Below are 20,725 nucleotides of genomic sequence, written 5' to 3' on the forward strand. Positions count from 1 at the left end.
TTCTAAAAGATACAAAGTTCATGTATGTTTTATCTTCACAAAAGGTAACGTTTTTCATCTGAAAAATTGACCATCAATATGTTCTCGTTAGTAGTTTTATTAATAAATACGTTCCCATGCATATATTCAAATAACGATGCGGTTTTAAATCCATGCTAGTCAGGTTATTTTCGATTTTCTTAAAGAGGTATTTAATTAATATTTTTTCTGAATGTCTTAGAGGTAACTATAAAATCTTCATCGTTCAGCTAACACTTATCGTGGCCTTCCAATGTTAATAGATAAAAGTTCACTTTTTTATTTCGTTTATCAGTTATTATGTAATTTAATTAGAAGGATAGATGTAATCAGAAGTTTTTAAAAATAATGAGTATTATATTTATCGCCAGATAGTCCAATCAATAAAAAGTCATTTCAAAAACTCATTTAGTCTTTCTCACTGCTTTTGAGACTAATTTTTAGACGGTTATTTACTCTCTTTACGTTTATTTTGCCAGTAACGGTAAGAAATCCAAATGGCTGCGAGCGTCGTCATCCAGGCTGTAACCAGGATAATGCCGTTAAAGAGAGACTGATGGGCTGCGAAGGCGCCAAGGGATACAAGTGAAACCTGCCCCGGGATGGAAGCAACCAAGGTTGCTGACAAAAAGACGTACTGGCTGATACCTAGAGCCCCTGCACCGTAATTGACTGGCCAATAGGGCAATCCTGGAATCAGTCGTGCTGTACACATGGCTAAGAAACCTGCATTATTCAAATATTTTTCAACCGTCGGTCCATGTCTGCCAAGGAGTTTGAATGTCAGGTTTTTACCTGTGAGTCTCGCTAACCAGTAGCCAATCCAAGAACCGAGCAATATGCCGGTAAAAGAAAATAAGCTGCCGGCAAGGACACCGTATAGAGAACCTGCGACTAAGGCCGGAATAGTGACAGGGATCGGGGTAATAGCAATCAGGGCTGTAATGCCGATAAAAATCAGCCAGCCAGCCCAGCCGTATCCTTGAATCATCTCTTTTAAAACTGCAGGTTTTGGAATATGTACATTAAAACTTAACCATATCAATATGCCTATGAATACTACTAAAGTTAATAGGGAAATGATTGAACGGAGAGAAAAATCATCGGTATAATCTTTTTCTGAATTCATTATGTTTCCTCTTTCTCCGAATTTTTATCGGATGATATATCTCTTTACTTTAACTAAGGTCTTAAGAAAAGGAAATAGATATTTAAAAATTTTAAAACTATAGGAGGCAGCTGTTCTATGCGTATTTATACTGTCGGTCATTTTGATTATTCACTCGATAAATTTCAGGAAATGCTGCAAACAGCAGATGTGACATTCGTGATGGATGTGCGGGCATTTCCTGACAGTAAAAGCCATCCGCAATATAATCAAGAATCATTTCAGGTGTGGCTAGAAGACAATGATATAAAATATTTTCATAATAAGCTGCTCGGCGGACGACGAAAACGGTCAGGCACTGTAGGGGAGAATTTAAATGAAGGCTGGAAAAATCAATCATTTCATAACTACGCAGATTACACGCTGACAGACGACTTTAAACAAGGCATTAAGTTGCTGATGGAAGATGCGAAAGAAAATACAGTCGCTATTTTATGTGCTGAACGCCATCCTTCCAGATGCCACCGTTTAATCGTTAGTAACTGGTTAACTGCCCATGATGTGGATGTCGGTCATATAATAGTGAATAATAAAGGTGAAATAGAAATAGTCCCGCATCAGCTGGGACAATGGGGTGCCATGCCGATCATAGAAGAGGATGGGGAGGTCGTTTATCCTAAGAAAACAACGAATAATGTTAATCTATAATACGTTAAAGGTATTCAACCCATTAGAAAAGTCATTTCTTTAATTTAATCTCTTCATCTTAATTGAGCGAAAATATAGTAAATACAACATGAAAAGTATATAATATTATATATAAACAAACTAATTGGAGGCTATATATCATGACATTAGACAGAGTTGCAGTAATTACAGGTTCGGCTCAAGGTTTAGGTAAAGGTATTGCAGAAAAATTAGGCGAAAACGGCTTTAAAGTTGTATTAAGTGATATTAATGAAGAAGTGCTTAATGAGACTTTAGAAGAACTTAAAGGTAAAAACTACGAAGTGACAGCAAAAGTTGCAGATGTTTCAAAACTGGACGATCACACTGCGCTGGTTAAACATGCAGTAGATACGTTTGGTAAATTAGATGTTTATATAAATAACGCTGGTGTTGAAGGCGCAGTTGAGCAGATAGAGAATATTACTGAAAAAGATATTGATTTTGTTTTAGATGTTAACGTTAAAGGTGTCCTATTTGGAATTCAGGCAGCAGCCAAGCAGCTCAAAGAGCAGGGCCACGGCGGAACGATTATCAATGCATCAAGTATTGCCGGGCATGAAGGTTTCGACTTCCTGTCAACTTACAGTGCATCTAAATTCGCAGTGCGCGGCTTAACTCAAGTTGCGTCGAAAGAATTTGCCAAAGACGATATTACCGTTAATGCATATTGTCCTGGTATTGCGGCAACAGGAATGTGGGAACGTTTAGATGAGAAGTTTATGGATGTTATTGGTACTAAGAAAGGCGAAGCATTAGAACAATACGCTTCTTCTATTTCTTTAGGACGCACCCAGGAACCAAAAGACGTGGCGAACTTAGTAGCATTCCTTGCTTCTGAAGATGCAGGATATATTACTGGTCAGGCTATCTTAACTGATGGCGGTATTGTCTATAGATAATCTTCAAATTTTTAATCTGTAAAAGCGGAGCACCCCTAATCAGATATTTCTGATTAGGGGTGCTCTTTGATATTTGAGGTATAGCAATGAAAATGGTCAGGTTAACACTACTGGGGAAATGCTGAGGCGAATTGCTCAAGTTTTCATTAAACATGGTAATAATATTTTGTAATTATCATTATCAACTTAAACTTATATTTCTTTAAAACTCTTACATAATATTTTAATAATGTTACAATGATCTAATGTAGGATATATTTGTAAATACGATTTTTATGAAAAGATACGGGTGTAAATAATAGGAGGATAAAGAAATGGCAAAAGAGTTAGATAAAGTAGACGTTGTGACGATCGGTGCCGGCTGGACAGGCGGTATCGTCGCTGCAGAAACAGCTAAAGAAGGATTAAAAGTTAAAAGTTTAGAGCGCGGGGGCTACCGTGATACGACAGACTATCAGCATATACATGATGAATTGAAGTATGCTCAGCGTTATGAACTGATGCAGGACACTTCAGTTGAAACTTTAACATTTAGAAATACCCGGGATGAACAAGCACTTCCTGTTCGCCGTTTAGGTTCATTTTTACCAGGCAGCGGACGAGGCGGAGCCGGTACACACTGGAATGGGCAAACTGACCGTTACATGCCATATGATTTTGAAATTAAGTCAATGACAGAAGAAAAATACGGGGAAGAAAAACTCGGAGAAGATTCCGGTCTTCGTTATCGTGACTGGGGTGTCACATTTGATGAGATGGAAAAATACTATGATAAATTTGAAAAAACTGCCGGAGTCAGCGGTGAAGAAAACCCGCTTGGTGAGGAGCGCTCCAGTCCTTATCCAAACCCGCCAATGCTTAAAACTAAATCTTTAAGACTGTTTGAAAAAGCGGCGAAAGAACTGAATCTGCATCCCATTATGATGCCGTCTGCCAACATGTCACAGAGTTATGAGAATCCTGATGGCGAGGTTTTAAACCAATGTCAATACTGTGCATTCTGTGAACGCTTTGCATGTGAGTATGATGCAAAAGCAACACCTGACGTGACAGTGTTAAAAACAGCAGAAAAAACTGGAAACTATGAAATACGTTATAATTCAAACGTTACTGAAATTGTTACTGATAAAGATGATGATAAAAAAGTAACTGGTGTGAAGTTCATAGACACTATGACGCATGAAGAATTTTTCCAGCCAGCAGATGTTGTTGTACTAACGAGTTTCTTATTTAATAACTATAAGCTGCTCAGAGTTTCAGATATTGGAGAACAATATAATCCTGAAACAGAAAAAGGGACACTCGGAAGTAATTATTGTTATCAGACTGGTTTAGGTGCTACCGGGTTCTTTGATGAACAGTTTAATACATTCATGGGTGCAGGTGCACTGGGTATGATTCTGGATGATTTTAACGGTGATAACTTTGATCATGATGATCTTGATTTTATACACGGAGGATCAATCCACTTTACTCAAACAGGTGCCCGTCCTATTTTATCGAACACAGTTCGTAAAGATACGCCTGAATGGGGAGAAGAATTCAAAGAAGAATCAATTAAAAACTTTACAAGAACATTAGAAGTATATTCTATGGCGCATACAGGACCGCATAAAGATCACTACCTGGACTTAGATGACACATACAAGGATGCATTTGGAAATCCGCAGGTCATGCTCACTTACAATTGGACAGAAGAAGACAATGCAAGAAATAAATATCTGACAGGGAAATGTAAGGATATTATGGAGAAGATGGGTGCAAAACATATAGACGTATCAAATGATGATATCGGTGCATATGATATTGTACCTTATCAATCAACAAATATTTCAGGTGGTACTCCGATGGGTACAGAACCTGAGAACAGCGTAGTTAACACTTGGCTGCAGCATTGGGATCGTGATAACTTGTTTGTTGCAGGATCCAGTACGTTTGTACACAACTCAGGAAACAACCCGACAGGAACAGTCGGCGCGATAGCGTATCGTTGTGCTGAAGGAATAATTAAATATCATAAAGATAACCAGAGATTAGAAAACTAAGACAGACACAAACACACGCAAATTTTGCGTGTGTTTTTTTATCTTTTCAAGTTAATAACTTAATTAGAAAGCAGGAAATCATCGGGTCGTCTTTTTGTAATGATTTCAAGAGAAAGCTCCCCCTAAAGTAGTTTACTTTAGGGGGAGCAGATTAAAGGACGATTTTTCTTCTTACTGTTCGCTGAAGAAAGTGTAGAGTGCAGAGAGCTCTTCATCTTTAATTTGATCTTCGCTGAAAGCAGGCATCTGTCCTTGGCCATTTCTTACGATTTCGCTGAACTCATCCTCGCTGAGACTCATACCTGCAAGCGCTGGACCCATACCGCCTGAGAAGTCTTGACCATGACATGAAGCACAGTTATCACGAGCGATACTTTCAGCATCGACATCACCGCTTGAAGCGCTGCTGTCTTCTTCTGTTGCAGGTTCTTCAGATGCCTCTTCTTCGCCACTCCCGCAAGCTCCGAGAATGAGAACCATGGAAAGACCGCCGGCCATTAGAAATTTCTTCAAATTCATAAACTGACCCCCTCAAAATTTTAAATACTGATACACCTTTAATATATCACAATTTTAAGCATTACGGAATAATATCTGCAATCGTTTTCATTAATTTTGGATTTATTCGACCGAATCATGAATGTCATTCTTAAAATCTTTAATATGTATAAAAAAACAAGGCCTTTAAATATTGAAAAAGAGCAGGATAATTCCTGCTCTTTTATTATTCATCTTTCACTTTTATCAGTCTCAGACTGTTCAATGCCACTAATATCGTTGCGCCCATATCAGATAATATCGCAATCCACAGTGTCAGCCATCCAGGGATAACTAACAAGAGAGCAAGAACTTTAATCGCTATGGCGAACGTAATATTCGCTTTAATGATATTCAAAGTCTTTCTGCTCAGCTTCACAGTAAATGGCAACTTCTGCAAATCATCTCCCATTAAAGCAACATCTGCGGTTTCCAGTGCAGTATCCGTTCCAGCACCGCCCATCGCAATACCAACCGTTGAAGCAGCTAAAGCGGGGGCATCGTTCACGCCGTCGCCAACCATACCGACATGTTTGTACTTCTCTTTGAGTTTATTAATCGCATTCAATTTATCTTCCGGCATTAATTCAGACTGTACGTCTGATACACCAACGTGTTCAGCTATAGCTTTCGCCGTACTCTGGTTGTCACCAGTCAGCATCACCGTCTTATCGATGCCCACTTCATGCAGTTTCTGAATCACACGTTTACTCGTCTCGCGGACTTCATCCGCCACTGCAATGAGTGCGAGCACTTTATCGCTTGTACCAGCAAGCATCACTGTTTTACCATGTTCCTGAAGTGCTGTCACTTCTTGCTGGAGCTCTGAATTGAAGTTTGGTGTGTTTAACTCTGTGAATAAAGCCGGACTGCCGATGTAATATGTTTCATTATTAACATCACCCTGAATGCCCCGTCCTGTAATAGAAGAGAAGTGATTGATTACTATATTGTTATAATCTGCATTCATACTGTCGGCTTTTTTGATAATTGCTGAAGCCAGCGGATGCTGCGAACGGTTTTCCAGTGCGCTGACAATAGACATCAGTTCAGTTCCATTCGTGTCGCTGTCTAGAACTTTGTAATCAGTTAAGGCAGGAACACCTTTTGTCAGCGTGCCAGTTTTATCAAATGCGATGGCTTTTAAGCCGCCCATCTCTTCAAGGTGAATACCGCCTTTAATTAAAACCCCGTGTTTTGCCGCATTACCGATGGCCGAAACAATCGATATCGGTGTTGAAATTACCAGGGCACATGGACAGCCGACGACCAGTACAGCCAGCCCCTGATATACCCATGTGGACCAGTCTGCATTAAAGAATAACGGCGGGATAATTGCCACTAAGAGTGCAAGCACCATAATCACCGGTGTATAGTACTTCGCGAATTTATCCACAAAGGCCTGAGCCGGTGCACGTTCTCCCTGTGCTTCTTCCACCAGATGGATGATTTTTGAAATCGTCGTGTCTTCTATGAGTTTCGTAATTTTAACTTCCAGAAACCCTTCTTCATTCAGAGTGCCTGCAAATACTTCATCGTTATTGGATTTCTCTACAGGCAGTGACTCACCGGTAATGGCTGACTGGTTTACAGATGAGTGACCGGAAGTAATAATGCCGTCCATAGCAATCTTCTGTCCGGGCTTCACCATCATAATATCATTTACTTTTATATCATCGACATGGACCAGCTGTTCATGGCCGTTTCTTTTAATGAGCGCTTCTTTCGGCACAATATCCATTAATGAGCTGATTGATTTTCTGGCACGTTCCATTGAGAATCGTTCCAGTGCTTCACTGATTGCGAATAACACAACAACAATCGCAACTTCTGCCCATTCGCCGATTAAGACACCGCCGATGACTGCGACAGTCATCAATGTTCTCATATCAAATTCCAGTTTTGTTAAATTGATTAACCCTGTTTTCAGCATATTACTGCCGCCGATCAGCATGGACGCGATAAACAACAGCGGCGTTAAAATATTATCGTTGCCGTTAACTGCCATCGATATAAAACCGAAGGCAATTAAAAGAATGGAGTAGAGGAGGGTGCTGTGTTTTTTAAGGAAAGGGTCTTCCTCTTTTTTATCATCTGTCTTCTGATTTGTGACGCCGATTTTCGTTTCCGGTGTGACTTTAAGGTTTTCAAACGCACCTGCCTGCTCCAGTTCGTCTAGAGTTGCTGTACCGTATACCGAAATTTTGGAAGCACCGAAGTTTACTTTGGCGTCCGTTACTTCCGGAAGTTTTTGAACGTTGCCTTCAAACTTTCCTGCACAGTTGGCACATGAAAAACCCTGTACACGGTAAACTGTTTTATCCGCTTCAGACATTGGCCGTCACTCTTTCCCCGGACATGAGTGCAAATGTTATCAGCTGTTTAATATTCGGATCTTTCAATGAATAGAACACCAGCTTGCCTTCTTTACGTGATGTCACGATACCTTCCTTATGTAAGGTGCGCAGGTGATGGGATGTATTCGCGATTGTGATATCCAGTATCAATGCAATATCACAGACACATAGCTCATCATCCTGACAGAGAATATATGTAATCTTCGCTCTGTTCTTATCCGCAATGGCTTTCAGCATTTGCGACATACCCGCAATGTCGACTGTCTTTATATTTTCCTGAAGTCTGTCTACCTTGTCTTCGTCGTAGCAGAATACTTCACATACGTCTTTATTAGTCATGGTCCACCTCTATATTAAAGTATTTACTTGATTGTAATTATAGAGTGTTTTATCTTATTATTCAAGTGGATACTATAATGAGTTTTAAAAAAAAGATAAGCGATGATTAACCGCTTATCTCTTTTAGTTCAGTTCGTACTGTTCGCTGACGTAATCGATAATTTTCGTCAGCTGTTTGACCCGGGATGCATGGACATGTTTCGAAATGGTCGACACAGATCGTTTTGTCAGTCTTGCGATTTCCTTCTGAGTAATACCTGTTAAATAGTACTGCATGACTTCCTGCTGCAGCGGGGTCACGGTTCTAAAAATATCAGTCGCATACATTAACGCAATTTCGATACCCTTCGGCATATCCGGACTTGAAAAATCCTGTACTTTCGATTTTTTAATCGCTTGAAGGGCGTCTCTGACAGCTTTTATAGCAGGATGATCCCAGCGCTCCGGATTGTATTCAGGGTAGTAGTCATCCACAGTATGGAAACTGCATTTTAAGGGAAAGCCTGAAGCCGGCCACAATGACTTAGCGTAAAATGCTAAGAGAATAGAGTAATACGGCTGGGATGATAAGATGAACAGCTCTTCCCCCATACGGTAGTTCATATATAATTTACTATCAGATGAGTTTAAACTGCGGAGTTTTCCTTCGATATGAGAAAGATGGCTGTATATCTCAGGCGGTGCCTTACTACTGTTCGATACATCTAAAATCAGCATGGAAATAATGAGAACCCGCTCCTTTAATAATATAGCTGTATTATATAACAATTCGCCTTAAAAGGCGAATTGTATAAAAAGAGTTCGCTTATAAAGGCGAATTTTATAGATTTATAAATATTAATGTCAAGAAAAAATAGAGTGCCCGGCGAGTCGCCAGACGCTCTAATTTTAAAATTTAATTATTCTCATTCCGTGCATTTCGCCAGTAGCGGTAGGAAATCCATGTAGACACCAGCACCAGTATCCAGGCAGAAACTAAGATAATCCCGTTAAAAAGATTTGGATGAGCAGCGAAGGCGCCAAGAGATACGAGTGAAATTTGTCCTGGAATCGAAGCAATGAAAGTTGCGGATAGAAACACATACTGATTCACACCTAAAGCACCTGCACCGTAATTGACCGGCCAATATGGCAAGCCCGGCATCAACCGTGCAGTACACATGGCTAAGAAACCTGCATCACTTAAATAATCTTTCACTGTCGGTCCATGACGGCCAAGAAGCTTAAACGTCCATTTCTGTCCCGTAAAACGCGCCAGCCAAAAGCCGATCCAAGACCCGATCATAATACCGGAAAATGAAAAGATACTGCCGGCAATGACCCCGTACAGAGAACCAGCAACTAAAGCCGGGATTGTTACAGGGATCGGCGTAATGGCAATCAGCGCTGTAATCCCAATAAAAATTAACCAGCCCGCCCAGCCGTAGCCTTGAATGATTTCCCTTAAAGCATCGGGACTGGGTATATCTACATTAAAACTCAGCCAAATTAATAAGCCGATTACTATGATTAAGGTCAGTAAAGATAGGATTGAACGCAGAGAAAAAGCATCAGGAGTATCTTTATTTGAACGCATGATATGTCCTCTTTCTTGAATACATTATTTTATATATGAAGATATACTTCCTTTTACTTTACCTGTGACCTTCACAAAAGGAAACTGGTTTTTATCTTATAAATTATAAAAAGTAAGTGGTGTATAATACAGGTGAAGGTAAAACGTGGAGAGGCGGCGGTTCGATGCGGATATATACGGCGGGGCATTATGATTATGCGCTGGAGACGTTTTTGGAAATGCTGAAGAAAGCAGGAGTCACCGAGTTCATGGATGTGCGGGCCTTTACAAACAGCAAAAAGCATCCGCAGTACAACCAGACGGCGTTGCGGGAGTGGCTGGAAGCACACGGTGTGGAAGTGAAACATATTGTTGTGAATCATCAGGACAAGATAGAAATCGTGCCGCATGAATTAGGACAATGGGGTGCGATGCCGATTATTTAAGATGATGGTGAAGTGGTGTATCCGGTTAAGGATGATTGAAATGATTACTATCGATTCTAAAACTAATAAACAAATCGCGAAGAACCTAGAAATAGGAGGAATATGTGATAGATGCATCTCATTTCGGAGAATCCTCTAAATCAGGGGTGCATTTTTCGTATAGATGGGTATAGGAAAGTATTGAATACATAATATGTCGGGAGGAAGATGACAGTGAAGCGGTTGAGTATTTTACTGTTGATTTTATTTGTAGGTGCCTGCAGTAATGATGAGAATGCATCAAATGAAGCGGAGACTGGGGAAGAAAGCTTGGACACAGAAACTGTAGAAAGTGATGAAATTTCTGAATTGGAAAAAGAAAATGAATCATTGAAACAAGAGCTGGCTCAAAAAGAGAAGGAAGAAGCGAAGAAAGCTGAATCTGACAGTGATGGCGAAAACAGCAGTGAGTCAGAAGAGAGTGTAAACGAAGAGGAGAATGAAGCGACGGAAGATACTGATGCAGAGAATGAGACAGCTGCAGAAGAGAACACGTTACAAGAGTTTACAGATGCGGAAAAGCAGGAAATGAATCAACTCTTTTATGACTGGGCGGTTGAACGAGCTGAGATTGGCGGTATGGCTGTTACAGAAATGTACTTTACTCATGGTGCGGCTGGCTATGGTGACTGGTATGCAGTGACTCCAGACGGTGAAGTCCAAGCCCAAGATTTAGATAATCCCGGATTCGATCATTTTGATATTCATGCAATCGGGGGTGTGGCCTTTTATCAGCCTGAAAGTGGAGATATTGGAGCAGATAAAAACGCACCTTTCCCGAGTACCGCTGAAGGCTATTCCAGATTAGCCCAGCCGGATACGAATGTTCATAAATATATGCTGGCGGATAATGGTGTCGTCTATGAGTTGATCGGCAAGAAAGAAAATATAAGTTTTTCTTCGGGATTCGGAGAATACAATGATGATGGGTCCAGAGGAGAATATGTCCCTGACGTGGCATTCGAAGTCTCGGGAGACCAGGATGCCCAGAAGGAATGGCAAAGAATACTGGGAATGTATCAAAAATAAAATTTTGTGAAGCGGATTAAGAATAAGAGGGATGTTTTCTGTGAATAGCAGAGAATATGCCTCTTATTTTTTGTTTGATTATGGGGAATTGACCGCTTGTGGGGTCTCATGCGGTAGTAAATAGATTATCGTCCGCTTGTGAGAATCTCATACGGATATAAGTAGTTTATCGATTGCTTGTGAATCGTTCATACGGTCGCAACCGGCTAATCAACCGCATGAAGTCCACTCAAACGGACGCAGCCTCTAAACCTTCAAAGATTTTCGAGGTTCATGTTAAATTGAGAGTGATATACTATGGCTATATAAAGGAGTGGAGCCAGCTTATGAAAAAAGAGAAATTAATAGAATGGGTAAAGCCATATAACAATGATGACAGCCATCCATATTATCGTCCCTTTGTTGTTCAGAGCAAAGACAAGAAATATGATATTTTCTTAGCGGGTATTAATCCGGCCACTCCCATTTACAGAAAAGATATTGATTTAAATCTCTATACTGATTTACTGACGGATTATGCTGAGTTTTATAAAATGTATAACAAAGTAAGAGAAGGAAACAGTAAACCGAAAATGTCACGGACGCGACTGGGGATTACCAGTTTTGTGAATGAGATACAGAATCGTACGAATGAGAAAGTGTTAGAGACGAATGTAGTACCTTACCCGACAAAAAATAAGAAAATATTAAAACAAACAGATTCTGGAGTTATTGCACATGCATTATCACTATTTCATGCAGTGCTTCTTGATCATTCACCAGGCACTGTCATTATTTACAGTAAAGGCAGTTTGGAATATTTTGTGAAAGTACTGTATGAGAATAAGCTGATCGATGCTAAGCCTTCAACTAAACTAAAGATGTCTGACCTTGAAAACAGCAGCGTGCCTTTCTTAGAATTCACCTATCCGACCGGCAAACAGTGCAGTGTTTTCGTATGCAGGCATTTTATGTATTATGGAAAAGAAGGAAAGACTTATTCAGTGTTTAGAGATAAAGTAATTAATCATATTAAAAATAATAGTTAAGATAAAAACAGACACTCCTTTTTGAAATTTGGAGTGTTTTTTTATCTGGGGATAAAATATTAGGGTAGAGTAATAATAGTACCTATAAAATTTAGGCAGTGCCGCCTTATGTAATTAGATGAAACACAGGCTGAAATCTGTTACTATATTAGAGATTGAGAATTGATGAACGGGAGTGCCATTATGCAATTTACTGAGTTAACGCTAGATGAATTTAATGACTATACGAAGATTCACTTCAGTCATTTTACCCAGATGGAACAGAATTATAAATTAAAAACTGACAGCGGCATTGAAACGTATTTGGTCGGTGTGAAGGATAATGAAGAAGTAAAGGCAGCGTGTCTGGTGACTTTGACGCCTGTTATGAAAGTGTTTAAATATGCATATACTAACAGAGGCCCGGTTCTGGATTACAGTGATGAAGCGGTGTTCAATACTTTCTTTGAAGGTTTGACGAAATTCTTAAAACCGAAGAAGGTCATGTACCTGCGTGTCGATCCTTACGAGGTCATTAATAAGCGCAATCACGAAGGTGAGATTATCGAGTCGATGAACAACGATTATATTTTCGATAATTTTAAAGCTTTAGGCTACGCGCACGACGGCTTTAGAAACGGTTTTGATCCTGTTGTTCAGGTGCGCTGGCATTCTGTGCTTGATTTGAAGGATAAAGATAAAAAAGAAGTGTTCGATGACATGGATAACTTGCGCCGCCGTAATATTAAAAAGGCAGAAAAGCACGGTCTCCATATTAAGTATTTAGATTTGGATAATATCGATATTTTCCGCAAGTTTATGAAAGATACGTCTGAGATGAAGGAATTCTTCGATAGAGATGACAGTTTTTATATCGACCGTAAACGCTACTTTAAAGATCAGGTGATGATCCCGATGGTTTACGTAGATTTAGAGGATTATAATGCGTCGATTGCACAGGATAAGAAGAAGATGGCGAAGAATCTCGATAAGGCAGAACGTGCTTTAGAGCGTGATCCGGATAACGAGAAGAACCAGAATAAAGTTAAGAATCTGACTGAGCAGGTTGAGAACATTGACGCCAAGCTGACTGAGGGCGAGAGCCTACTGCAAACGCACGGTAAGGAGCTGCCGCTGTCGAGTGCGTATTTTATCGTCACACCGCATGAAGTGACTTATCTTTCCGGCGGTACGGATAACGATTTCAGGCATTTTGCCGGCAGTTATCTGATTCAGTGGACCATGATTCAGTACGCGCTGGAACAGGATATCGACCAGTACAATTTCTACGGCATCAGCGGTGATTTTACCGAAAATGCTGAGGATTACGGTGTGATTCAGTTTAAAAAAGGGTTTAATGCAGTGGTCAATGAGTATATCGGTGACTTTATTAAACCGATAAACGGTGCGGCCTATAAAGTCTACACAGGCTTGAACAAGCTGCGGAATTAAATAAGAGAAAGAGTGAATCTCATGAAGTTTGTTGAATTAACGGATCAGGAATATGCGTCATTTATCGAAGAAGGGCATGAAGCGGCTTTCTTCCAAATGATTGAAAATAAAACCAACCGGGAAATGACCGGTGAAATTGTTAAACTGCTCGGTCTTAAGGATGATGCTGAGAAAGTTGTCGCGGCATGTCTCTTTACCTTGCAGCCGACAGTCATGGGCAAATATTTTTACTACTCAAACAGAGGACCGGTATTGGATTACCACAATTTAGAGCTGGTTCGTTTTTACTTTGAGGGCTTAACTGACTACTTGAAGAATAATAATTGTTCTTACGTGAAAGTCGATCCGAACTGGATTTACAAAAAATACGATAAGGATGTTGTTGAAAAGGATGACTATCCGGCACAGGATTCGGTCATTGAACTGTTAGAGTCTCTCGGCTACGGCCACGAAGGCTTTACGCGCGGTTATTCTAAAACGTCTCAGGCGCGCTGGATGAGTGTGCTCGACGTGTCGCCGTTTGAGAACGAGCAGCAGCTGATTAAGTCATTCGACTCTCAGCGTAAGCGCAATATGAAAAAAGTTCAGAAATACGGTGTCGAGCTCAGATTTTTAGAGGTGGATGAAATCGATAAGTTCGTGAAGCTCTATGCGGACACTTCAGAGCGCCAGGGCTTCTTTACGCACCCGGATCCTAAAAAGTATTTCTCGAATTTCAAAAAAGCTTACGGCGATAAAGTGCTTATACCATATGCTTATATCGAACTCGATAAGTACGTCGCAAACTTAACGGCTGAATTGGAAGACGTGACAAAACGTCTGACAGCCATGCAGGCCAAAGAGCATAAAAACGAGAAGACTTTAAATAAAATTAAAGAGATGGAAAAACAGGTGTCGAACTTAACCGGCGATCTCGATGAAGCGAAAGTTATTCACGAGAAAGAAGGCAATGTGCTGGATCTTGCTGCCGGTATTTATTTCGAAACACCATATGAGCTGGTCTATAACTCAGGAGCCAGCACTTCGGAATACCCGCAGTTTGTCGGGCCGTATAAAATGCATCTCGAAATGATGAAGTATTGTATTGAACATCATATTTCACGTTATAATTTCTACGGCGTCAGCGGAGATTTTTCTGAAGACGGCGAGGACTACGGTGTTTATCGATTTAAGCGCGGTTTTAATGCTGAAATTGAAGAGCTGGTCGGTGACTTCGTTAAAGTCATTGCACCGCTGCAGCACAACGTATATAAAGTGAAAGCAAAATTGGGACTGAATAAGTAAAGAGAAAGGTTTGATCCAGCGATGGAAGTAAAACCAATAACAGAAGCAGCATTTAAACAATTTGAAGAAAATTATACTGGGCATATGCATTACTTCCACGATGAATTATTTTACGATTACATTTCAAACGTGAATGAAACGCATTTGTTAGGTCTGTTTGACGGTGATGATTTAATCGGCGTCTCTATGCTGAGCGCGACATCGGTTCTGAAGAAATTCAGACTGTTTACGTCTCATACCGGACCTTTAATTCAGGACTTTTCTAACGAACGGTTGAAATTCTTTTTAGAAGAAATCGATCAGTATGCGAAGTCGCACGGCGCCCTGCAGATGATCCATTCACCGTACACGGTCTATCAGATGCGTGACGAAGACGGTAATGTGGCGGAAGATGACCCGCAGAATAACCGTGAACTTATTTCTTTATATGAAGATTTAGGCTATAAACATCACGGCTTTACGACAGAACTGATTACCGAGGAATTGTTAAGATTCCAGGCCGTCATCGATGTCGATAAACCGCTCGATGATATTTTAAAGCAGATGGATACGACGACGCGTTATAATACGCGCCAGACGGAAACCATGCCGCTGCAGCTGAAACTTTTAGATGAAGATGAATACGATAAATTCATCCAAATATATAAAGAAACAGAAGAACGCATCGGCTTTGATCCTGTGCCGGCAGAGAAAATTAAAAATCTGCTGAACACGCTGAAAGACCGCATGTTCTTAGTGCTGACCCACGTTAACGTGGATGATTATTTAAAGCAGCTTGAAGACGAACGCGATATAGAACTGGATCATATTGCGGAAATCGAAGAAAAAGCGGCCAATGGCACAGCGACGAAGCGCGAGAAAAAACGCGTCAACGAACATAAAGAGCAGCTTGCGAGTAAAGACAAGCGGATCAAGAAGATGGAAGAATTCAAAGCGGAATTCGGGACGGAGCTCGATCTGTCGGCAGGAATGTACTATTATAATAACCATGAAATGGTCTACCTGTTCAGCGGCAGCTATCCGGAATTATCCTTCTTTAAAGGCACCAACTTCGCCACTTGGGAAATGATTAAAAAAGCGCAGGAAATCGGCGTCAAACGTTTTAATTTCTTCGGCTTAACCGGGGACTTTACCGAAAACGCACAAGACTACGGCGTTTACCGCTTTAAACGCGGCTTTACCCCGTATATTGAAGAACTGCCGGGCACCTTTGATAAGGTATTTAACAAACCCGTATACGCAATAGCAAAAAAGCTAGGCAAAATATGATGATTTGAATGATTGACCGGAGCAGCGGGTGCTGCTCCGGTTTTTTGTTTGGGTTGGGGGTTTAGGTTCGCTGAGGGTTGGGTGAATTTGGTGAATTTGATGCGGGATTGCGGGTGAATTTGGCCACAATGACGGGATAAGGGGCGTATCGGGTCACTGTGGGAGCGACAATGACGGGATAAGCATCATTATCAGGCAGATGAGCGCTATTCATCGACCTGACAGCGCATTTATCAGGCAGATGAGCGCTATTCATCGACCTGACAGCGCATTTATCAGGCAGATGAGCGCTATTCATCGACCTGACAGCAGATTTAACAGGCAGATGAGCGGTATTCATTGACCTGACAGCGCATTTATCAGGCAGATGAGCGGTATTCATCGACCTGACAGTGAATTTATCAGGCAGATGAGCGGTGTTCATTGACCTGACAGCGCAAATAACATTGGGATTTAGAAGTTTATCGTATGAATTGGCTTGGAATTCGTGTATAAACGGGGTGAGAGGGTATAATGAAGTTGAATATAGAAAAGGAGGCGCTGCAGGTGGCGGTCAGTAAGCCGATTACGGTAGATTTTGCGGAGTTTCAGGCGGATCCGAAGGCCGTGTTTGATTTGGCTGAGCGGGAGAAAAGTGTTGTGCATGTGATGGACGGCGAAAAAATTGCCAGTGTGGTGATGAGTCAGGCGCAGTATGCGTTTGCGCTGGATGAAATCGAATCGCTGTACGATGTGATTGATGAATTGACGGTAAATGATGATTTGGCCAATTCGGATGAAAAGACGTATTCGGTGAGCGATGCAGCGTTTGAGCGGATTAGGGATTGGAAACCGGATGAAGGCTGGGATTAATCATCCGATGATTTTCGTTTCATTTTACAACAGCAACAGCTGATGCTATAATATATGTATAAGCAAAGTGTCCAGCATGGAAACACCGAACGCCCAATCTACTGTCATAGATTGGGCGTTTTTTAGTGGTGTATTGGCGGCTGTCCGGTTAGTCATCATCATCGTTCAGCCAATAAGTGAACAACGACACGATCACTCCGACGGTAATCGGGGCAACCAGTAATTCCAGTAAAGTGTCCTGCATGGTGTCACCTCCCTCCATGCTATACGCACAGAAGTGGGGCCGGACAGCTTTATTAATTTTATCATAATATAATTGATGATACATAATTAAATGAATATTCAGATAATTTAAACCGATAAAATAGTGTGGTCTGTATGCGTGTCATTTATATGAAAAATATCAACGTATATAAGGATTGATTGGAATGAATCCAGCAGCGTTTAAAATTCAGGAATAATGGACGTCTTATAGTATTTATATAAGAATTGGTCAAAATAAACGTAAAATGATGAAATCTATATATTAGTAAAAAACGGCTAAAATGGACAAATTAATGAGTCATTTTAAGAACTTGAGCTGAAGGATTATACGTGAAGAACATTAAATGAGCTGAGAATGGCTGAGTTAAATATAGAAAGACGCTAAGAACGGCGGCTGAATAACAATCCGCAGCATATGGATTCATGATGTGAACTTAAATCAGCATATAAATATAAACAACAAATCAATACCAATATACTTATAAACAGCAATGATTTTACAGACCTATTTTAAAATACTTACTAAAGTTTACATAACATATATTATAGGAAGTTGTATATACAGCATAATATGGCGAGTATATAGTGACCTATTCCCGTTGACTATGTTTTAGAATCCCTAAAACGGATATATATAGTACTGTGTTCGAAAAATTAACTTCGGAGGGATATTATTATGGCACCATTTTTCAAAGTTTATCATAATGACGATAGAATTCAGGAAGATATTGCAATTCTAAAATCCAATCAAGTAGAAAAAGAAAATATTTACGTCCTCTCTCACGATGACGATCGCACAGACCGCATCGCTTCCAATGCAGACGCGAATACAATCGGCGCTGCTGAGCAAGGTTTAGCTGATGCAGTTAAAACGACTTTCGAAAAACAAGGTGATGAACTTCGCAATAAGTTTGAAAATATCGGCTTCTCTAAGGAAGAAGCAACGGAATATGAAGCAGAACTCGATAAAGGCGGCGTGTTCTTAATCGTAACTGATGCAAACGGTGTAGATTTAGATGCTGCACTTTCATAAAATATTGAAATAAAAGAAACCAGCTGTATCCCCCCCCACTATATTGGGCGGTGCAGCTGGTTTTTCTTTTCGCCCAAACAAAAAAACGCTGATCAATAAGCGTTTTAATTCTGGTATTAAATTTCCTTTTTTCGTTCGGCTTCCTCGATCGTTTCTTCTGCCTGACGCAATTCTTTACTGTGTTTGCGATTGCGGTTGACGACCCAAATCGACATTGTAATGACGAATGACAGTACTGCTAAAAATGCAGCGTAGCCTAAGAGCGGCTGCCATTCCAGATTGTCGTAAAAGTTCGGCAGCACGAATGCTGCGATCCCCATCACTATTAGTGTCAAAATAGGCATTATCATGTATTTTTTCAAGAAAAATGCTACAGCAAGTGATAAAATGATCACCGCTAAAATTGAATATAAGTAAAACTGAAAGTCATTGACCATATCCTCACCTCGTTCAATTTATACCCGCTTTCCCCTCCTTTTACTCATTTTGCTATGAATATACAATATTCAAAATTTTATGTATAATATAGTGTGTAACAGAGGGATAAATAACCAGGGAGATGATTTAATGTCAGAATTACAGCACAGACAGGATGTTGACGTCAATTATACGTGGAATCTGAGTCCTCTATTTAAGGACGATGATGCTTGCCGGACGGCAATTGATTCTGTGAAGACGAGTATCGATGCGTTTGAGGCAGATTTTCAAGGACAGCTTAATGATGTCTCTTCTGCTGTCAAAGCGATCGACAGCTACCGGAGCATTTTAGAACAGTTTGTTTTAATCGGTACATATTCGAACTTGCGCTTATCAGGGGACCGCAGTGATCAGGATGCTCAGAAACTCGGTGCACTGGTCGGTAATGCGGGGACAAACTTAAGTTCGAAAACCAGCTTTTTACAAAGTGAATTATTAGCGAAAGATGAATCTTTCTTAAAGGAGATTGCTAAAGAGAAAGAGGAATATACAGGATTTATTGAGGATCTGCTCCGCAATAAACCTTACCAGCTCGACCAGAATGTTGAAAAAGCGCTCGCATCATTTTCTTCAGTCTTCAGCGGCGCATACGATCTTTATCAGAAAACAAAACTGCTCGATATTGATTTCGGGACCTTTACTGCGAACGGTGAAGAGTATTCTTTATCGTATTTAGCGTTTGAAGGCGGCCTCGAGTCTAATCCGGACAAGGCAGTCCGCCGTGCGGCGTTTAAGAAGTTTTCTGAATCGCTGAAGCAGTATGAGCATACGACTGCCGGGACTTATGACATTCATTTAAAACAGGAGAAAGCTGAGGCTGACCTCCGCGGCTACGATTCCGTGATTGACTACTTGCTGCATAAGCAAAAAGTTGACCGCGAATTGTACGATCGTCAAATCGATGTCATTACTGAGGACCTTGCGCCGCATATGAGACGCTATGCTAAGCTCCTGCAAAACGTTCACGGACTCGATAAAATGCGCTATGAAGATTTAAAAATCCCGCTGGATCCTGAAAGCGAGCCGGAAATCAGCGTGGAAGAATCGCGCAAATATATTCTGGACGCCTTAGGTATTATGGGTGAAGATTATACGGAAATGATTAATCGTGCCTACGATGAGCGCTGGATTGATTTTGTTGTTAATAAAGGGAAATCAACAGGCGCATTTTGCTCCAGCCCGTATGGTTCACATCCTTTTATCTTAATCTCGTGGTCTTCTTTAATGGAAGAAGTATTCGTGCTGGCACATGAACTTGGCCATGCCGGTCATTTTTACAACGCCAACCGCGCGCAGAATATTTTCGATACGCGCCCTTCTATGTACTTTATCGAAGCGCCGAGTACGATGAATGAAATGCTGATGGCGAATCACTTGCTGAAAAATTCGGAGGATCCTAAGTTTAAACGCTGGGTGATCAGTTCGATTATTTCACGCACCTATTACCACAACTTTGTCACGCACTTATTGGAAGCAGCGTACCAGCGTGAAGTTTACAAACACGTTGATAATTATGAAACCGTGACGGCTGAACTGCTGAACGAAATTAAACGCGGGGTTATTGAAAAATTCTGGGGCGACGATGTTGAGATTACCGAAGGCGCTGAGCTGACTTGGATGAGACAGCCCCACTACTACATGGGTCTTTATCCGTACACTTATTCTGCGGGCTTAACTATCGCGACGGAAATGTCGCAGCGTATTTTAAACGAAGGCCAGCCGGCTGTCGATGATTGGCTGAAAGTGCTGAAAACAGGCGGTAAAGAAACACCGGTTGATTTAGCGAAGATGGCAGGCATCGATATTACGACCGACGCCCCGCTGAACAACACTATAAAATACGTCGGCGCGCTCGTAGACGAATTAGAAGCGCTGACGAAAGAAATTGAAGGCTAAATTTGAATAATAAGCTGGAGGAATCTGCGGATTCCTCCTTTTTTGTTGGTTTTATATTTTGTGAGGGGGTCTAGTCGGCCAATCAAGCTT

The 20,725-nt window shown here is 40.8% G+C and carries 21 protein-coding genes; 13 read left to right on the forward strand and 8 right to left on the reverse strand.

Annotated elements, in window-relative coordinates; translation table 11 throughout:
• Positions 1-466: 466 nt before the first annotated feature.
• Positions 467-1,147 carry a TVP38/TMEM64 family protein gene (locus tag IEU81_RS01670; RefSeq protein WP_231957128.1) on the reverse strand — a complete coding sequence of 227 codons (681 nt, stop codon included), beginning with the start codon at positions 1,145-1,147 and terminating at the stop codon, positions 467-469.
• A 117-nt stretch (positions 1,148-1,264) separates the two neighbouring features.
• Here IEU81_RS01670 and IEU81_RS01675 point away from each other — a divergent pair, with 117 nt between their 5' ends.
• From IEU81_RS01675 to IEU81_RS01685, 3 genes are all read left to right on the forward strand, one after another.
• On the forward strand, positions 1,265-1,834 hold the full coding sequence (locus tag IEU81_RS01675; protein WP_186090009.1) for a DUF488 domain-containing protein: 570 nt from the start codon (positions 1,265-1,267) through the stop codon (positions 1,832-1,834).
• Positions 1,835-1,974: 140 nt separating this feature from the next.
• Positions 1,975-2,754, forward strand: a complete 780-nt coding sequence (locus IEU81_RS01680) for an acetoin reductase (protein ID WP_092594820.1) — start codon at positions 1,975-1,977, stop codon at positions 2,752-2,754.
• A gap of 314 nt (positions 2,755-3,068) precedes the next feature.
• Positions 3,069-4,799 (forward strand): GMC family oxidoreductase, encoded by a 1,731-nt coding sequence (locus IEU81_RS01685; RefSeq protein WP_186090011.1) that lies wholly within the window; start codon positions 3,069-3,071, stop codon positions 4,797-4,799.
• 171 nt (positions 4,800-4,970) lie between these two features.
• Here IEU81_RS01685 and IEU81_RS01690 read toward each other — a convergent pair whose 3' ends face one another.
• The 5 genes from IEU81_RS01690 to IEU81_RS01710 all read right to left on the reverse strand — a co-directional run bounded on the left by IEU81_RS01690 (position 4,971) and on the right by IEU81_RS01710 (position 9,608).
• Entirely contained in the window at positions 4,971-5,318 is a 348-nt protein-coding gene (locus IEU81_RS01690; RefSeq protein WP_051239057.1) for a c-type cytochrome, read from the reverse strand.
• A 205-nt stretch (positions 5,319-5,523) separates the two neighbouring features.
• Complete coding sequence (locus IEU81_RS01695) at positions 5,524-7,671, reverse strand: heavy metal translocating P-type ATPase (RefSeq protein ID WP_186090012.1); 2,148 nt, start codon at positions 7,669-7,671, stop codon at positions 5,524-5,526.
• The gene (locus tag IEU81_RS01700; protein WP_186090014.1) at positions 7,664-8,032 is read right to left on the reverse strand and encodes an ArsR/SmtB family transcription factor; all 369 of its coding nucleotides are present in this window, start codon (positions 8,030-8,032) and stop codon (positions 7,664-7,666) included. The genes IEU81_RS01695 and IEU81_RS01700 overlap by 8 nt, the downstream gene beginning before the upstream one ends.
• Before the next feature lie 123 nt (positions 8,033-8,155).
• Positions 8,156-8,749 carry a sigma-70 RNA polymerase sigma factor region 4 domain-containing protein gene (locus IEU81_RS01705; protein WP_186090016.1) on the reverse strand — a complete coding sequence of 198 codons (594 nt, stop codon included), beginning with the start codon at positions 8,747-8,749 and terminating at the stop codon, positions 8,156-8,158.
• Between the two features lie 178 nt (positions 8,750-8,927).
• On the reverse strand, positions 8,928-9,608 hold the full coding sequence (locus IEU81_RS01710) for a TVP38/TMEM64 family protein (protein WP_186090018.1): 681 nt from the start codon (positions 9,606-9,608) through the stop codon (positions 8,928-8,930).
• Positions 9,609-9,724: 116 nt separating this feature from the next.
• On the opposite strand from IEU81_RS01710, the gene IEU81_RS01715 reads away from it, so the two are divergent.
• From IEU81_RS01715 to IEU81_RS01750, 8 genes are all read left to right on the forward strand, one after another.
• Positions 9,725-10,033, forward strand: a complete 309-nt coding sequence (locus IEU81_RS01715; RefSeq protein ID WP_308807821.1) for a DUF488 family protein — start codon at positions 9,725-9,727, stop codon at positions 10,031-10,033.
• Positions 10,034-10,246: 213 nt separating this feature from the next.
• Positions 10,247-11,101 (forward strand): hypothetical protein, encoded by an 855-nt coding sequence (locus IEU81_RS01720; protein ID WP_186090020.1) that lies wholly within the window; start codon positions 10,247-10,249, stop codon positions 11,099-11,101.
• Positions 11,102-11,427: 326 nt separating this feature from the next.
• On the forward strand, positions 11,428-12,129 hold the full coding sequence (locus tag IEU81_RS01725) for a hypothetical protein (protein ID WP_186090022.1): 702 nt from the start codon (positions 11,428-11,430) through the stop codon (positions 12,127-12,129).
• 183 nt (positions 12,130-12,312) lie between these two features.
• Positions 12,313-13,560, forward strand: coding sequence for an aminoacyltransferase (locus tag IEU81_RS01730; protein WP_186090023.1), 1,248 nt, complete (start codon positions 12,313-12,315; stop codon positions 13,558-13,560).
• Between the two features lie 21 nt (positions 13,561-13,581).
• Positions 13,582-14,844 (forward strand): aminoacyltransferase, encoded by a 1,263-nt coding sequence (locus tag IEU81_RS01735; protein ID WP_186090025.1) that lies wholly within the window; start codon positions 13,582-13,584, stop codon positions 14,842-14,844.
• Positions 14,845-14,865: 21 nt separating this feature from the next.
• A complete protein-coding gene (locus IEU81_RS01740) occupies positions 14,866-16,113 on the forward strand; it encodes a peptidoglycan bridge formation glycyltransferase FemA/FemB family protein (RefSeq protein WP_186090026.1) in 1,248 nt (415 codons plus the stop codon).
• A 199-nt stretch (positions 16,114-16,312) separates the two neighbouring features.
• A complete protein-coding gene (locus tag IEU81_RS01745; RefSeq protein WP_186090028.1) occupies positions 16,313-16,456 on the forward strand; it encodes a hypothetical protein in 144 nt (47 codons plus the stop codon).
• A gap of 170 nt (positions 16,457-16,626) precedes the next feature.
• Complete coding sequence (locus IEU81_RS01750; protein ID WP_186090030.1) at positions 16,627-16,965, forward strand: hypothetical protein; 339 nt, start codon at positions 16,627-16,629, stop codon at positions 16,963-16,965.
• A gap of 148 nt (positions 16,966-17,113) precedes the next feature.
• Here the strand turns inward: IEU81_RS01750 and IEU81_RS01755 are convergent, their stop codons facing one another.
• Positions 17,114-17,209, reverse strand: a complete 96-nt coding sequence (locus IEU81_RS01755) for a type I toxin-antitoxin system Fst family toxin (protein ID WP_186090031.1) — start codon at positions 17,207-17,209, stop codon at positions 17,114-17,116.
• Positions 17,210-17,905: 696 nt separating this feature from the next.
• Here IEU81_RS01755 and IEU81_RS01760 point away from each other — a divergent pair.
• A complete protein-coding gene (locus IEU81_RS01760) occupies positions 17,906-18,262 on the forward strand; it encodes a YflT domain-containing protein (RefSeq protein ID WP_092594795.1) in 357 nt (118 codons plus the stop codon).
• Positions 18,263-18,378: 116 nt separating this feature from the next.
• Here IEU81_RS01760 and IEU81_RS01765 read toward each other — a convergent pair whose 3' ends face one another.
• A complete protein-coding gene (locus tag IEU81_RS01765) occupies positions 18,379-18,699 on the reverse strand; it encodes a DUF2651 family protein (protein WP_092594793.1) in 321 nt (106 codons plus the stop codon).
• Positions 18,700-18,829: 130 nt separating this feature from the next.
• Between IEU81_RS01765 and pepF the strand changes: the two genes are divergently transcribed.
• Positions 18,830-20,635 carry an oligoendopeptidase F gene (gene pepF / locus IEU81_RS01770; RefSeq protein ID WP_186090033.1) on the forward strand — a complete coding sequence of 602 codons (1,806 nt, stop codon included), beginning with the start codon at positions 18,830-18,832 and terminating at the stop codon, positions 20,633-20,635.
• The last annotated feature ends 90 nt before the right edge of the window (positions 20,636-20,725 follow it).

It is taken from the genome of Jeotgalicoccus aerolatus, assembly GCF_014635205.1.
Classification (GTDB): Bacteria; Bacillota; Bacilli; order Staphylococcales; family Salinicoccaceae; genus Jeotgalicoccus; species Jeotgalicoccus aerolatus.

Bases quoted from the DNA above. Each gene is read 5' to 3' on its own strand.
- IEU81_RS01670 (WP_231957128.1), bottom strand. From the start codon at position 1,147: ATGAATTCAGAAAAAGATTATACCGATGATTTTTCTCTCCGTTCAATC.
- IEU81_RS01675 (WP_186090009.1), top strand. From the start codon at position 1,265: ATGCGTATTTATACTGTCGGTCATTTTGATTATTCACTCGATAAATTT.
- IEU81_RS01680 (WP_092594820.1), top strand. From the start codon at position 1,975: ATGACATTAGACAGAGTTGCAGTAATTACAGGTTCGGCTCAAGGTTTA.
- IEU81_RS01685 (WP_186090011.1), top strand. From the start codon at position 3,069: ATGGCAAAAGAGTTAGATAAAGTAGACGTTGTGACGATCGGTGCCGGC.
- IEU81_RS01690 (WP_051239057.1), bottom strand. From the start codon at position 5,318: ATGAATTTGAAGAAATTTCTAATGGCCGGCGGTCTTTCCATGGTTCTC.
- IEU81_RS01695 (WP_186090012.1), bottom strand. From the start codon at position 7,671: ATGTCTGAAGCGGATAAAACAGTTTACCGTGTACAGGGTTTTTCATGT.
- IEU81_RS01700 (WP_186090014.1), bottom strand. From the start codon at position 8,032: ATGACTAATAAAGACGTATGTGAAGTATTCTGCTACGACGAAGACAAG.
- IEU81_RS01705 (WP_186090016.1), bottom strand. From the start codon at position 8,749: ATGCTGATTTTAGATGTATCGAACAGTAGTAAGGCACCGCCTGAGATA.
- IEU81_RS01710 (WP_186090018.1), bottom strand. From the start codon at position 9,608: ATGCGTTCAAATAAAGATACTCCTGATGCTTTTTCTCTGCGTTCAATC.
- IEU81_RS01725 (WP_186090022.1), top strand. From the start codon at position 11,428: ATGAAAAAAGAGAAATTAATAGAATGGGTAAAGCCATATAACAATGAT.
- IEU81_RS01730 (WP_186090023.1), top strand. From the start codon at position 12,313: ATGCAATTTACTGAGTTAACGCTAGATGAATTTAATGACTATACGAAG.
- IEU81_RS01735 (WP_186090025.1), top strand. From the start codon at position 13,582: ATGAAGTTTGTTGAATTAACGGATCAGGAATATGCGTCATTTATCGAA.
- IEU81_RS01740 (WP_186090026.1), top strand. From the start codon at position 14,866: ATGGAAGTAAAACCAATAACAGAAGCAGCATTTAAACAATTTGAAGAA.
- IEU81_RS01745 (WP_186090028.1), top strand. From the start codon at position 16,313: ATGAGCGCTATTCATCGACCTGACAGCGCATTTATCAGGCAGATGAGC.
- IEU81_RS01750 (WP_186090030.1), top strand. From the start codon at position 16,627: ATGAAGTTGAATATAGAAAAGGAGGCGCTGCAGGTGGCGGTCAGTAAG.
- IEU81_RS01755 (WP_186090031.1), bottom strand. From the start codon at position 17,209: ATGCAGGACACTTTACTGGAATTACTGGTTGCCCCGATTACCGTCGGA.
- IEU81_RS01760 (WP_092594795.1), top strand. From the start codon at position 17,906: ATGGCACCATTTTTCAAAGTTTATCATAATGACGATAGAATTCAGGAA.
- IEU81_RS01765 (WP_092594793.1), bottom strand. From the start codon at position 18,699: ATGGTCAATGACTTTCAGTTTTACTTATATTCAATTTTAGCGGTGATC.
- pepF (WP_186090033.1), top strand. From the start codon at position 18,830: ATGTCAGAATTACAGCACAGACAGGATGTTGACGTCAATTATACGTGG.